The following is a 13,077-nucleotide window of genomic DNA, read 5'->3' as shown; positions in this document are numbered from 1 at the left end:
AGTGAGGCATGCCTGTGACGACCCGTCCGCCCTCCGGGCTCGCGGCGCCACCCGACGGCGCCCCGACCGTGCGCCCGGCTCAGGACGGGACATCCCGGCCCCCGGTCCCCTGGCGGACCCGGCTGCGCAACGACCGGCAGATGCTGCTGATGATGGTCCCGGGCGTGGCGTTCCTGCTGCTCTTCTTCTACGTCCCGATCCTGGGGAACGTCATCGCCTTCCAGGACTACCAGCCCTACCTCGGCATCCGGGAGTCCGAATGGGTCGGCCTCGACAACTTCATCGGGCTCTTCGACGACCCGGACTTCCTCAACGCCTTCAGCAACACGCTCTACCTGGCGGCGTGGCAGCTGGTCTTCTTCTTCCCCATCCCGCTGCTCCTCGCGGTGGCCGTCGACTCCTTGGTGAGTGGCCGCATGCGGCGCTGGTTCCAGAGCGTCGTCTACCTGCCGCACTTCCTCTCGTGGGTGCTCGTCATCGCGCTCTTCCAGCAGCTGCTCGGCGGTGCCGGACTGGTCAACAACGCGCTGCGGCACCTCGGAGCCGACGCCATCCCCTTCATGACCAACCCCGACACGTTCCCGCTCCTCGTGGTCGCCCAGCTCGTCTGGAAGGACGCCGGGTGGGCGATGATCATCTTCCTCGCCGCGCTCGCGAGCATCGACACCTCGCTCTACGAGGCTGCCGCCGCTGACGGCGCCGGGCGCTGGAGGCGGCTCTGGCACATCACCCTGCCGGCCCTGCGTCCCGTCATCGTGCTGCTCCTCATCCTCCGGATCGGCGACATCCTCTCGGTGGGGTTCGAGCAGTTCATCCTCCAGCGCGACGCCGTCGGAGCCCAGGCCGCCGAGGTGCTCGACACCTTCACCTACTACTCAGGCGTCGTCGGAGGCGGCTGGAGCGTCGGCACCGCAGCCGGCCTCTTCAAGGGCCTCATCGGCCTCGTCCTCATCCTCGGCGCCAACAAGCTCGCCCACACCTTCGGCGAGGCCGGCATCTACCAGAAGCGCGCCTCGTAGGCCCGGCCCAGGAGACCCCCATGACCGTCCCCTCCCCCACCCTCGAGCGCGCACTCCGGCGCCGGCGCTCCCGGCCCGCGTGGAAGGAACAGCCCTCGCTCGGGCTCTCCCTCGCCAAGCTGCTCCTCCTCGGTGGCTTCGCCGTCGCGATCGCCGTGCCGATCCTCGTCGTCGTCTCCACGTCACTGGCCGACAACGAGCAGCTGATCCGGTCCGGCGGCTACGTCCTCTGGCCGGAGCGACCCACCCTCGACGCCTACCGGGCCCTGCTCACCGGGCCGCTCATGTTCCGGGCCCTCGGCGTCAGCGTCTTCATCACCGTCGTCGGCACGCTCCTCGCGCTCTTCGTGACGATCACCATGGCCTACGCGACGAGCCGACCTGTCCTCTTCGGGCGACCGGTGCTCATGGCGGTGCTGTTCACGCTGCTCTTCGCGCCCGGGCTGATCCCGTCGTTCCTCATGGTCCGGCAGCTCGGGCTGCTCGACACCATCTGGTCGCTGATCCTCCCCGGCATCTTCGGTGCGTTCAACTTCGTCGTCATGCGGGCCTTCTTCATGAACATCCCGCGTGAGGTCATCGAGAGCGCCCAGATGGACGGCTGCTCCGACTGGCAGATCCTCTGGCGCATCGTGCTGCCCCTGTCCAAGGCCGTCGTCGCGGTGGTCGGCCTCTTCTATGCCGTCGGGTTCTGGAACTCCTTCTTCAACGCGATGCTCTACATCAACGACCAGGACCTGTGGCCGGTCCAGCTGATCCTGCGCAACTACGTCATCCAGGGCACCCAGGTCGCCGCTGACCAGCTCGGCGTAGCGGTGACGGCCCCGCCGCAGTCGCTGAAGATGGCCGTCGTCGTCATCGCCCTCGCTCCGATCTGCATGCTCTACCCCTTCCTGCAGCGCCACTTCACCAAGGGCGTCATCACGGGGGCGGTCAAGGGCTGACCGGCCCGTCGCGACCTCTCCCCGACCGCCTCGTCGGCTCACCGAGCCGACCGGCCCACCACTGCCCGTCCCGCATCACCTCGCCCGCACCCAACCCACCCGAGAGGCAACCGATGTCCAGTTCCACCAACCCGCACCTCAGCCGCCGCTCCCTGCTCGGAGCGTTCGGACTCATCACGGCAGGCGTGAGCCTCGCGTCCTGCGGCTCAGGCAGCAGCGGCACCGGCGCCGCAGTCGGTGCCGGTGAGGGCGCCGCCAAGTCGGCGGCGCTCAAGCTGCCGACCTACAAGGAGTTCGCGGGGGCGGCTCCCGACTTCCCCGGCAGCGCCGAAGGCCTGCAGGCCGGCTACCGCAAGATGCCGACGCCCGTCGCGTCGACCACCGCCCCGCCGCTCAAGGGCCGGGTGACGGCGCTGTCCCAGACCTTCGACACCGTCGCCCCGGGGATGAAGGACAACGCCTACTGGCAGCGGCTGAACGCTGCGCTCGGCGGCGAGCTCGACATGCAGATCGTCATCGACGACTACCCGGCCAAGCACGCGACGATCCTCGCCTCCGACGACCTGCCCGACCTCATGTGGCTCCCCCCGAACCAGGGCATCCCCAACGTCGCCCCGATGCTCGAGGCGAAGTTCCAGGACCTGACCCCGTACCTGAGCGGCGACGCCGTCCTCGAGTACCCCAACCTGGCCGCCCTCAAGCCGGAGTCGTGGAAGACCGCCATCGTCAACGGCAAGATCTGGGGCGCCCCGATCCCCTCAACGCCCTTCGGCCAGGTCATGCACGGCAACAAGACGATGTGGGACCAGGTCGGCGGGCTCCAGTGCTCCTCGGGCGCTGAGTTCATGGAGAAGGTCAAGGAGCTCAACGACCCGGCCCGCAACGTCTTCGCTCTCCAGCCCGCCTACATCAACGTGCTCCACATGGTGTCGCAGTGGTTCGGCGTCCTCGTCAACTGGATGGCCACGTCGGACGGCACCCTCGTGCACCGTTTCGAGACCGACCAGTTCAAGGCCGCCCTTGACTTCACCTCCCAGCTCTTCAGGGCCGGTGTGTTCTACCCCGACGCCAACGTGCCCGACATCTCCGCTCGCCTCGTCAACGGCACCGTGGCCGCCGAGGTCAACTCGGGCCCGCACGACTCCCGCAAGTACTGGGACCTCAAGCCGGACGCCCAGACCGAGATCCTCGTCCCCTTCGCCTTCGAGGCCGGGATCACCCCGATCTACAACATGGGCTACGGCACGGTGGGCTTCACGCCGTTCAAGAAGGCGGACGAAGGCAAGATCCGCGAGCTGCTCTCCCTCGTCAACTGGCTCTCTGCGCCGTTCGGGACGACTGAGTTCCTCCAGAAGAACTATGGGACCGAGGGTGAGGACTACACCCTCGACTCCGAGGGCAACCCGGTGCTCAACAAGTCCGGCCTCACCAACATCCCAGGCGTGCGTTCGGCCCTCAACATCATGACCTCACCCGAGAACGTGCTGTTCTTCCCGGGGCACGCCGACGACGTCGAGTACGTCCATCAGCAGGAGCAGAAGCTCATCGCCATGGGCTGGCGCAGCGCCACGGCCGGCACCTTCTCGGACGCGAACACCAAGTACGGCCCGACGGCGACGAGCGCGTTCTACGACAAGGTCGTCGACATCGTCACCGGCCGCGCCAAGCTGTCCGAGCTCGACGCGGCGGTGGCGCGGTGGAAGAAGGACGGTGGGGACCGGATCCGCAAGGAGTACGAGGCGGTGCTCCCCGAGGACGTCAGGATCTTCCCGATCTGAGCTGCCGGCGACGGCCGGCCGCGATGCCCTCGGCTCCCGCGGCCGGCCCAGCCCGTCAGTACACTCGCCGGACAGGGGCAGCCTTCGCCCTGCCCCACCCACCAGGAGGACCAGTGGCGCAGGCAGCCTCGCCGCGACGACCGACGATCCGCATGGTCGCGGAGCGCGCGGGCGTCTCGGTCGCCACGGTCTCCTACGTCCTCTCCGGACGGTCGAGCTCGCCGACGACGCGAGTGGGCGACGAGACGGCCGCCCGGGTCCGGGACGCGGCCGAGGCCCTCGGCTATGTCCCCAGCTCGGCGGCGAGAGCAGTGCGGACCGGTCGCACGGGCACCGTCCTGTTGTCCCTGACGATGCTCTCGGACCCGTGGAGCCTCGCCCTGGTGGAGGCGGTCAGGCGGGCGACACGCGGTACCGACCTCACGCCTCTGGTCGCGGCTGATGCCGACTGGCGCCCACTGGTGCGCAGCCTGCAGCCCGACGTCGTGTTCATCGACGACGCGGACCGACCGGGTGATGCGGCTCTGCTCCGGACGCTGGCAGCCAGTGGCGACCGCCTGGTGGTCATGGATCCGGACCTGGCTCCGGACGGGTTCGACGTCATCCGCAATGACGACCACGCCGGTTGCCGGCTCCTCGCCGAGACCCTCCTCGACCGCTACGAGACCGTTGGCCTGCTGTCCCCCAACGGGATCGCGCGTCTTCGCCCCGGGGGGCGACCGGCCGCCTATGTCGAGGCTCTCAAGGCGCGGGGGCTCCCTGTCAGGCCCGAGTGGTGTCCGGCTGCAGGCGACGACGAGTCCTCCGCCTTCCGCGCGGCGCTCGAGCTGCTGCGGCGCGCGGACCGTCCCCAGGCGCTGATGGCCACGTCCGAATACATCGGGCAGGCAGCACTGGGCGCCGCTGGGGCGCTCGGGTTGCGCCCCGGGACGGATATCGGGATCGCCAGTGTCGGCAACGCCTTCGCGACGACCTCGCGCGGGCTCGGCATGACGAGCGTGGGCCCGGAGCGCTTCTTCGAGGCGGTCGCGGAGCTGCTCGTCTCCCGCGCGGCCGGCGATGACGGGACTCCGCCGGGTGAGCACTTCTTCGAATGGCAGGTCTTCGAGCGGGAGTCGACGCTCGGGGCTTGACGGGCGGCTCGTTGGTTCCGGCCGGAGCCCCGGTCGCGGTTCGTACTATTGAAACGATTAAGCACTAGAGGCAGGTAGCAATTCACATGGATCTCAATGTTGGAATCGTCGGGTTCGGCCTGCGCGCCGGCCTCCATCGGCACGTCGAGCGACCCGGGCAGGGGTCCCGGGTCAGCATCGTCTGCGACACCAGCCCGCTGAGCCGTGAGGCCGCTGCCGCGCGCCTCCCCGAGGCCGTGGTCACCCACAGTCTTGACGAGCTCATAGCCAGTCGACCGGACGCCGTGCTCGTCCTCACCCCGGACAACGCGCATGCCGCGGTGGCGCTCCGCACCTTGCGCGCCGGCATCCCCACCTTCTGCGAGAAGCCCCTCGAGGTGACGTTGGAGGCGGCCGACGAGATGCTGCGGACCGCCTATGAGACCGGCACCCGGCTCTACGTCGGCCACAACATGCGGCACATGCCGGTGGTGCGTCAGATGCGGGAGATCATCGAGGCCGGAACGATCGGGCAGGTCAAGTCGATCTGGTGCCGCCACTTCGTCGGGCACGGTGGCGACTTCTACTTCAAGGACTGGCACGCGGAGCGGGCCAACACGACTGGCCTGCTCCTGCAGAAGGGCTCGCACGACATCGACGTCATCCACTGGCTGGCCGGCGGCTACACCCGGACCGTCTCGGCCATGGGTGACCTCATGGTCTACGGCGCCATCACCGACCGTCGCGACAACTCCGACCAGCGGATGGGCGACTGGTACTCGCTCGACCACTGGCCGCCGCTGCAGCAGCACGGCCTCAACGAGGTCATCGACGTCGAGGACCTCTCGATGGCGCACCTGCGTCTCGACAACGGCGTCCTCGCCTCCTACCAGCAGTGCCACTTCACCCCCGACTACTGGCGCAACTACACCATCATCGGGACCGAGGGTCGGCTGGAGAACCTCGGCGACGGGCCGGGCGACGAGATCCACGTCTGGACCCGGCGCGTCGAGGGGCGCGCCGCACCGGACCAGGTCCACGTGGTGGCTGACGGTGACGGGGGCCATGGCGGCGCCGACCCGAAGCTCATCGCCGAGTTCCTCCGCTTCGCCGTCCACGGCGGGTCGACGGAGACCAGCCCGGTGGCCGCGCGCGAGGCCGTGGCCGCCGGAATCGTCGCCACCCAGTCCCTTCGCGGCGGCGGCTCGGCCCTTCCGGTGCCGCCCCTGCCCGACGAGATCATCGACTACTTCGCCGCAGGGCAGCCGGGGCGGCCCCGGCCCGTGCCGGCTGAGGCGGGTTGAGTGGCCGCCCCACCCGCATCGTGGTTCCAGCTGGCCGCGACCCCACCCATGGGCTGGAACAGCTGGAACCAGGTCGGCGAAAACGTCACGGAGCGCGTCGTGCTCACCGCGGCCGAGGCCATGGTCGAGCGCGGGCTCAGGGACGCCAGCTACACCTACGTCGTCATCGACGACGGCTGGCAGGCCCCGGAACGCGATGGCCGGGGACGACTCCTGGCCGACCCGGTGCGGTTCCCGAGCGGCATGGCTGCCGTGGCCGAGGCAGTGCACGCCCTCGGGCTCAAGTTCGGCATCTACTCCGCTCCCGGCGCGCGCACGTGCGCCGGACGGGTTGGCAGCCGCGGCCACGAGCACGCAGACGCGGAGCTCTTCGCCTCGTGGGGCGTCGACTTCCTCAAGTACGACTGGTGTGGGGCCGGTCCGCAGACTCGTGAATACGAGCGAGAGACCTTCGAGGTCATGCGGGACGCGCTCATCGCGACCGGCCGCGACATCGTCTACTCGGTGGCCGACTACGGGGTCGGCCATCCGTGGGAATGGGGGCGTGGCACGGCCCATCTGTGGCGGACCACCTTCGACATCTGGCCGCACTGGGGGTCCGTCTTCAGCCTGCTCAACCAGCAGTGGGCCGCCCAGCGCGGGAGCGGCCCAGGGGGCTGGGCCGACCCCGACATGCTCCAAGTGGGCAACGGCGCGCTTCGAGCGTTGAGAACCTCAGCCACATGGCCCTCTGGAGCGTGCTCCCAGCGCCGCTGTTCGCCGGCAACGACCTCGCGTCGGCATCGCCAGAAACCATCGACGTGCTGACGCACCCAGGGCTCATCGCCATCAACCAGGACCCCTTGGGGCGGCCGGCTCGACTCACCTCCGTTGCGGCCCAGTCGATGACGTGGGTCCGGGAACTCTCGAGCGGCGGCCTTGCCGTCGCCGTCCTCAACCACTCCGACTCCGTGGCGACGGTGGACCTGTCCCCGGCGGCACTGCGCCTGCCCGGGTGCTACCAGGCGCTCGATGTCATCGCCGCCCGGGACCTCGGCGACCTCGAGGACGGCCTGAAGGTCCCCCTTGGGTCGCACGAGACGCTCGTGCTCCGCCTCTCGCCGAGCGGCGACTCGCGGATCGCTGACCCGCCTCGACCGTCGTCGTGAGCAAGGCCGAGCGCACGGCGGGCTGCGCTGGGAGCGAGCCCAGCGTCATACGGAATGGGATTGAGCACGGCGAGGCCGCAGCTGTCAGCCGACGAGGTTCCAGCGGCCCTCGATGAGCTCGAAGGTGGCGCGGTTCCCCATGAGCGGCACCAGCCCGGATGGGACCGTCCCCTGCCCGGGCCCGATCGTGGCCTGGGCCCTCCGGCCCTCGAGGACGACCACGCTGGCCCGGGCCCCGGTGAGCCACTCCACGTCGGACGGCTTCAGCTGCGCTGCATACGGCTGCACGGCCTCGACGCAGGACTTCGCTCCGGTGAGGCGCGTGAGCTCGTCCTGCGCAGCCCTCGCCATGAGCGAGCAGGAGCGCGGCCCGTCACCGCGGCCGAGCGCCGGGAGCAGGACGGCCACGGACTCGGCAACCCCCTCCGCGTCGGCGCGGGAGCCCGGGTCCTGGATGCCACCCGGGTCCTCGACGGGTCCGACGACGTGGGTCCCGTCAGCGGACGGTGACTGTGACGAGTCCGCCGAGCAGGCGGTCAGGAGCAGCGCTGCCGCGACCGGGACGACGATGGACGGGAGACAGTTCACTCGGGGCTCCTGAGCTGGACGAGGCGGTTGAGACGAGGGATCACGAGGGCAGTGGCGATGAGGGGCAACGCCGCTGCCGCGGCCAGCACCCCGAGGACGCTCGTGCTCGGTGGCGTGAGCGTCGAGGTGTCATTGAGCCGGAGGAACACCACGGAGGCGAGGAGGCCGCTCACCCACGCCACGACCAGCGTCGGGCCCACGGCCAGGGCGCACTGCCGCAACAGCGCCCCACCCAGGTCACGCCGCCCGACTCCCATGACATGGAGCATGCGAAGGGACCGCCGCTGCCGCTGCACGCTGTCCAGCACCCCGGCGGTGAGCGAGGCCAGCCCGACGAGCGCCGCGAGGACCAGGGCAACCAGCGTCGCCTCACGAAAGACCTTGGTCTCGAGCATGCGCACCTCACGGCGCTCGTTGGTGGTGAGCACCTCGCCGGTGCCACCTGCTCGGAGCACTGCCGTGCGCACGGCCTCGACGTCTACCGAGGGCCGGGGCAGGACGACGATCGAGTGCTGGGACACCGGCTCCGACCAGGTCGCGAGCGGCACGCTGGCGACCAGCTCCGGTGCGAGGTCGAAGTCGACCACCTGGTTGGCCCGCAGCGCAGCGACCACCGCTCGAGCGGCCGGGCCGGTGCAGTCACCCGCCACCTGCTCAATGCCGGGGCAGGTGAGCATCGTCGACCGCCCCGGGCCCTCTCCGGTGACGTGGGCCTCGATCACGGCGGCCACGCCTTCGTCGGCGGCGATCTCGCTCACCGTCGATGCCGAGGAGACCTGAGCGATGATGGCGCGGCCGCCGACGCGCTCGGCCAGGTCCCGAGCCGCCTCCGCATCCGACGAGGAGAGAAGCGGGAAGAAGGACAGGAGCAGCCCACTGACGAAGACCAGCAGCGACATGCCGATGGCGACCCGGGCGCTCTGGTCGGGCCGCCGGCCCACCTGAGCCGCCGCGACGAGGCCCGGCACGGCAGAGGTCCGGCGGTTGACGGCACGCGCGGACCAGCGCGCCAACGGACCGGCGGAGATGCACAGACCGATCATCGTCAGGAGGCAGCCGAGGCCGAGCACCGCGACAGCGGGGTCCAGGCCCAGCACCAGCCTCGTCGGCTCGGCAGCCACCATCAGGACGACCCCCGTGGCCAGCACGGCGAGTCGCCGGCCGGCCCGGAGCGACGTCCCCGCTGGGGCGTGGCCGGCCGTGGGCATGCTGCGCGCCCGTCGGCCGGCACGGTCGACCACGGTGGCCGACAGGAACGGGAGGACGAGGCCGGCCCCGACGATGCCGGTCCACGGGATCTCGACGTCGGTCGGCCAGACCCCTGGCCCAAGTGGCACGTGCGGCGCCAGGGTCCGGGCCGATGTGACGAAGGCGAGCCCGCCGAGAGCAGCAGCGACCACACCCATCAGTGCGGCCTCGACGGCCGCCAGCAATCGGACGTCACGCGCGGTCAGGCCCACCAGCCGGAGGGCACTCAGGCGACGATCACGCCGCTCCGAGCCGGCCAGCGCCACGATGACGAAGAGGGAGAACACCGGCAGGAAGAAGGTGATCGAGATGAACGGTCCGCCCATCCGGACCTCGCTCGGCACCGCGAGATCGGTGAACTCGGGGTCGGCGAAGGCCGTGGTCACCCGGACGCCGTCCGCCGACAGCTCGGCGGCGGTCACGCCGGCGTAGTAGGTCAGCTCCCTCGGACCGACCAGGCCCGGCCGGGCGATCACACCGACGACGGTCCCCGGAATCCGTTCCCGCAGAACCGGGTCGACGGCCAGCAGGTCGCGCAGTGCCGGCGACACGACGAGCTGGCCGGGTCGCGGGATCTCGCTCAGCCCCGGGGGCCGGAGCTCGGACCCTCCGACCACTGCCACCTCCCGCCCACGGATCGTCTCCCCGCGGTAGGCCGAGGTGGCGGTCTCCAGCAGGAGGCCGGAGTCGGACGCCGCCGAGGCTGGCTGGGGAGTCCGAGCCGCCTGCGTGTCGCGTTGGGCCGTGGCGATCGGCAGGACCGCCAGCCCGGCCAGCAGGACGATGACACCGAGTCCCCCGATGATGCACGAGGCGACGAACTGGCGAGCTCCGGACCGCAGGCCACGCGCGGCCAACCGCAGCAGCAGTCCGGGCGGCGCGCCCTGGCGCCCACCGCGACTCATGCCGCTGCCGCCGTCGCACCGTCCACGAGACGGATGACTCGGTCGACCGCGGCGAGCCGGCTGTGGTCATGAGTCACCACCACGACCGTGATCCCCCGCTCACGGGAACGTTCCGTGAGCAGGGACATGACGACGTCGCCGTTGGCCGTGTCGAGGGCACCGGTCGGCTCGTCCGCGAAGACCACCTCCGGTCCCGCCACCAGGGCTCGGGCGACTGCGGCGCGCTGCTGCTGGCCCCCGGACACCTCCCCGGGGCAGCGAGCGGCCGACTCTGCGACACCGAGCTCGTCCAGCAGTGCGTGGGCCTCCCGCAGGGCGCGGACGCGGGATCGCCCGCGCAGCAGCAACGGAAGGGAGACGTTCTCGGCCAAGGTGAGATCCGGCACGAGATGCCCGAACTGGAGCACGAAGCCGAACCGGTCCCGGCGCAGCCTCGTGCGGTCGTCGTCGCTGAGCCGCGAGACCTCCGTGCCGTCGAGGAAGACGTTCCCGGAGTCGGGCACGACGAGGCCCGCGAGACAATGCAGCAGGCTCGACTTGCCGGAACCGCTCGGCCCCACCAGAGCCACGATCTCGCCTCGTGCCACCCCGAGGGAGACACCGCGCAGCGCCACCGTGGGGCCGTAGCTGAGGGCAAGGTCCCGCGCCTCGAGGAGCAGTGGTCCTGACGCGTCGGCGCTGCCACTCATGAGTTGCCGTTCTCTCGCCCGGACAGCGCCCGGTGAAGTCCATCGGTGCGTGTCGCGAAGCGGCACGGCTTCCGGGCGATGCGAGTGCCGGTCATGGACGCTTCCTCCGTGGGATCGGGAAGCAGCGAAGCCCATGGGCATCGTCCCCCGACGAAGCGGCGCGATCGCGCCGCAGAAGGCACACAACCACAGGGGGAACGCCTCCGCAACCGGAGCAAGGCGGGTTCCCGACCTCCATGCAGCCGGTTCTCATCAGCTCTCTCGAAGGCCCCGCCAAGAGGATGGGCGAAGGCCCCGCCAAGACGATGGGAAAAGGTGAAGGGCCCTTGGGAGTATGAGTCTCAAGGGCCCTTCGGAGTGATCGGTCGATGTGACGCTCCCGATCGACGTCTCGGATGCTCCGGTCCGGCCACTTCGTCACCAAGTGGCCTCGGCTTGCGCCGGGTGGATCTTCGTCTCCGAGCTGTCCCGCTCTCCCCGAGGGGATCGCGTAAGAGAGTTCTACGCCTCGATTCGCCGGGCGCGCAAGGGTTTCCGAAAAGATTTCTGCCGTCCACAGGACTCCGGCGTGTCGTCCACCGATCCACGAGAGTTCTCCACCGGATGCCGGCCCTTGTCCCCAGGTTGTCCCCAGCCACCTGTGGACAGCGCTGGGACGGCAACCGCCGTCACTCGACGAGGAGCCGCTCGCGGAAGAAGTCGACGACGCGCACCACCGCGGTGGGGTGCTTGTGGTCGGTGAGGGTCGCGTGGCCGGCTCCGTCGAGCTCGACGGAGATGAAGCCGTCACCGAGCTCGCGGCGCAGCGTCTCGAACCGGGTCCCCGTGATCCAGTCGCTCCGGTAGCGGACCCCGAGCACCGGGCAGCCCCGCTCGACCCGCTCCCGCACCGCTGCGAGGTCATCGGCGGACAGGTTGACGTCCGCCGCCCGGCGCGACCCGATCGGCAGCGGCGTGGCCGGCTGCGCGACGACGGGCGCGACGACGACGGGGTCGACCATCATGGCGAGCGCGAAGCCACCGGTGACGCACATGCCGATCGCACCGACGCCGGGTCCGCCCGCTGAGGCGTGGAGCTCGCGCGCCAGGCTGCGCAGCCACTCCGCCAGCGGCGCGGTGACGCCCGTGGCGAACATCGTGAACTCCCTTGTCACACAGAGCCTTGGGACGACTCGAGCCGCCTCCCACGTCCGGGGCGGCGCGTGTGCCGATCCGAAGAGGTGCGGCAGCACGACGGTGAAACCGGAGTCCACCAGCTCGTCCCCGAAGTCGATCACCTCAGGCGTGAGGCCGGGGCTCTCGTGGATGACGACGATGCCCGGGCCGCTCCCCCGCCGGTACGTGTCGTACACGGAGCCCGCCGCCTCGTGGCGGCCGCGCGTCCAGTCGGCGAGCAGGGACATGCTCCGAAAGTACAGTGAGCGCCATGTCCCGCCGCCTCTTTCCGTATGCCGCTGAGCTCGGTCCCAGCGACCGTGACCCGATCGTCGTGGCCGGGTCCGCGGAGCGGCACGCCCTGGGGCGGGAGACGGTGCTGCTGTTGGGGGTCAGCCTCGGGGCGTCGGCGATCTGGTCGGTCCTGTCCATCATCGAGAAGCTGACCCGCAACGTGCCGCTGCGGTCGCAGACGACGGCGATGAACCAGTCGGCGACTCCGGACCGGCCCTGGCTCGACCTCGCCTACCAGCTCGCGGGCATCCTCATCCAGGTCGTTCCGGTCGCGCTGGCGATCTACCTCATGGCGACGGTGCTGCGGCCGTCCGTGACGGTCGGGGCGTCACGGTTCATCGGGTTCGACCGGACGCAGCCGCTGCGTGACCTCGTCCGCGGAGTCGGGCTGGCAGCGCTCATCGGGCTGCCGGGGCTCGCCTTCTACTTCGCGGCCAAGGCGATCGGCATCAACACCAACGTCTCGGCGGCCAACCTCACCGACATCTGGTGGTCGGCCCCGGTCCTCACGCTCGCGGCCATCGGCAATGCCCTGGTCGAGGAGGTCGTCATGGTCGGCTACCTCTTCACCCGGTGGCGGCAGCTGGCCTGGTCCTGGCCGGTCGTCATCGGGGTGTCGGCGCTCATCCGCGGGACGTACCACCTCTATCAGGGTTTCGGCGGCTTCGCCGGCAACATCGTGATGGGCCTCGTCCTCGGCTACGTCTATGCCCGGACGCGTCGGGTCATGCCCCTCGTGATCTGTCACGCGCTGCTCGACATCGTCGCCTTCGTCGGCTACTCGATCCTGACCGCGCGGGGCATCACCCTCTGACCGATCTCATCCTCGGGGATGAGCGCTCGACGACCTCCGGCCGAGGCGCGGAGGCGGTGGGCTGACTCACCGTGGAGGC

The 13,077-nt window shown here is 70.3% G+C and carries 12 protein-coding genes; 8 read left to right on the top strand and 4 right to left on the bottom strand.

Translation table 11 applies throughout. The annotated features are described in order from the left end of the window. Positions 1–8: 8 nt before the first annotated feature. The 7 genes from OO014_RS13220 (at position 9) to OO014_RS13190 (ending at position 7,305) form a co-directional block, all read left to right on the top strand. Positions 9–1,019, top strand: a complete 1,011-nt coding sequence (locus tag OO014_RS13220; protein WP_420485514.1) for an ABC transporter permease — start codon at positions 9–11, stop codon at positions 1,017–1,019. Positions 1,020–1,039: 20 nt separating this feature from the next. Next, positions 1,040–1,963, top strand: a complete 924-nt coding sequence (locus tag OO014_RS13215) for a carbohydrate ABC transporter permease (protein WP_272462791.1) — start codon at positions 1,040–1,042, stop codon at positions 1,961–1,963. A 113-nt stretch (positions 1,964–2,076) separates the two neighbouring features. Beyond that, on the top strand, positions 2,077–3,741 hold the full coding sequence (locus OO014_RS13210) for a sugar ABC transporter substrate-binding protein (RefSeq protein ID WP_272462790.1): 1,665 nt from the start codon (positions 2,077–2,079) through the stop codon (positions 3,739–3,741). Positions 3,742–3,854: 113 nt separating this feature from the next. After that, the gene (locus tag OO014_RS13205; RefSeq protein WP_272462789.1) at positions 3,855–4,874 is read left to right on the top strand and encodes a LacI family DNA-binding transcriptional regulator; all 1,020 of its coding nucleotides are present in this window, start codon (positions 3,855–3,857) and stop codon (positions 4,872–4,874) included. 86 nt (positions 4,875–4,960) lie between these two features. Then, positions 4,961–6,157, top strand: a complete 1,197-nt coding sequence (locus tag OO014_RS13200; RefSeq protein ID WP_272462788.1) for a Gfo/Idh/MocA family protein — start codon at positions 4,961–4,963, stop codon at positions 6,155–6,157. Then, the gene (locus tag OO014_RS13195; RefSeq protein ID WP_272462787.1) at positions 6,158–6,964 is read left to right on the top strand and encodes a glycoside hydrolase family 27 protein; all 807 of its coding nucleotides are present in this window, start codon (positions 6,158–6,160) and stop codon (positions 6,962–6,964) included. Then, entirely contained in the window at positions 6,880–7,305 is a 426-nt protein-coding gene (locus OO014_RS13190) for a hypothetical protein (RefSeq protein WP_420485513.1), read from the top strand. The genes OO014_RS13195 and OO014_RS13190 overlap by 85 nt, the downstream gene beginning before the upstream one ends. Positions 7,306–7,389: 84 nt before the next feature. On the opposite strand, the gene OO014_RS13185 is transcribed toward OO014_RS13190, so the two are convergent. The 4 genes from OO014_RS13185 to OO014_RS13170 all read right to left on the bottom strand — a co-directional run bounded on the left by OO014_RS13185 (position 7,390) and on the right by OO014_RS13170 (position 12,138). Next, positions 7,390–7,893: a hypothetical protein gene (locus tag OO014_RS13185; protein WP_272462785.1), complete on the bottom strand. Its 504-nt coding sequence runs from the start codon at positions 7,891–7,893 to the stop codon at positions 7,390–7,392. After that, the gene (locus tag OO014_RS13180) at positions 7,890–10,046 is read right to left on the bottom strand and encodes an FtsX-like permease family protein (RefSeq protein WP_272462784.1); all 2,157 of its coding nucleotides are present in this window, start codon (positions 10,044–10,046) and stop codon (positions 7,890–7,892) included. The genes OO014_RS13185 and OO014_RS13180 overlap by 4 nt, the downstream gene beginning before the upstream one ends. After that, a complete protein-coding gene (locus tag OO014_RS13175; RefSeq protein ID WP_272462783.1) occupies positions 10,043–10,735 on the bottom strand; it encodes an ABC transporter ATP-binding protein in 693 nt (230 codons plus the stop codon). The genes OO014_RS13180 and OO014_RS13175 overlap by 4 nt, the downstream gene beginning before the upstream one ends. A gap of 668 nt (positions 10,736–11,403) precedes the next feature. Next, positions 11,404–12,138, bottom strand: a complete 735-nt coding sequence (locus tag OO014_RS13170) for a dienelactone hydrolase family protein (RefSeq protein ID WP_272462782.1) — start codon at positions 12,136–12,138, stop codon at positions 11,404–11,406. Positions 12,139–12,161: 23 nt separating this feature from the next. Between OO014_RS13170 and OO014_RS13165 the strand changes: the two genes are divergently transcribed. Beyond that, positions 12,162–12,998 (top strand): CPBP family intramembrane glutamic endopeptidase, encoded by an 837-nt coding sequence (locus OO014_RS13165; RefSeq protein ID WP_272462781.1) that lies wholly within the window; start codon positions 12,162–12,164, stop codon positions 12,996–12,998. Positions 12,999–13,077 lie beyond the last annotated feature (79 nt).

It is taken from the genome of Intrasporangium calvum, assembly GCF_028446585.1.
Lineage (GTDB): Bacteria > Actinomycetota > Actinomycetes > Actinomycetales > Dermatophilaceae > Intrasporangium > Intrasporangium calvum_A.
This window is presented reverse-complemented; position numbering and strand designations above follow the sequence as displayed.

Excerpts from the sequence above, each read along its gene's own strand:
- OO014_RS13220 (WP_420485514.1), top strand. The coding sequence starts at position 9 with ATGCCTGTGACGACCCGTCCGCCCTCCGGGCTCGCGGCGCCACCCGAC.
- OO014_RS13215 (WP_272462791.1), top strand. The coding sequence starts at position 1,040 with ATGACCGTCCCCTCCCCCACCCTCGAGCGCGCACTCCGGCGCCGGCGC.
- OO014_RS13210 (WP_272462790.1), top strand. The coding sequence starts at position 2,077 with ATGTCCAGTTCCACCAACCCGCACCTCAGCCGCCGCTCCCTGCTCGGA.
- OO014_RS13200 (WP_272462788.1), top strand. The coding sequence starts at position 4,961 with ATGGATCTCAATGTTGGAATCGTCGGGTTCGGCCTGCGCGCCGGCCTC.
- OO014_RS13190 (WP_420485513.1), top strand. The coding sequence starts at position 6,880 with ATGGCCCTCTGGAGCGTGCTCCCAGCGCCGCTGTTCGCCGGCAACGAC.
- OO014_RS13180 (WP_272462784.1), bottom strand. The coding sequence starts at position 10,046 with ATGAGTCGCGGTGGGCGCCAGGGCGCGCCGCCCGGACTGCTGCTGCGG.
- OO014_RS13175 (WP_272462783.1), bottom strand. The coding sequence starts at position 10,735 with ATGAGTGGCAGCGCCGACGCGTCAGGACCACTGCTCCTCGAGGCGCGG.
- OO014_RS13170 (WP_272462782.1), bottom strand. The coding sequence starts at position 12,138 with ATGTCCCTGCTCGCCGACTGGACGCGCGGCCGCCACGAGGCGGCGGGC.
- OO014_RS13165 (WP_272462781.1), top strand. The coding sequence starts at position 12,162 with ATGTCCCGCCGCCTCTTTCCGTATGCCGCTGAGCTCGGTCCCAGCGAC.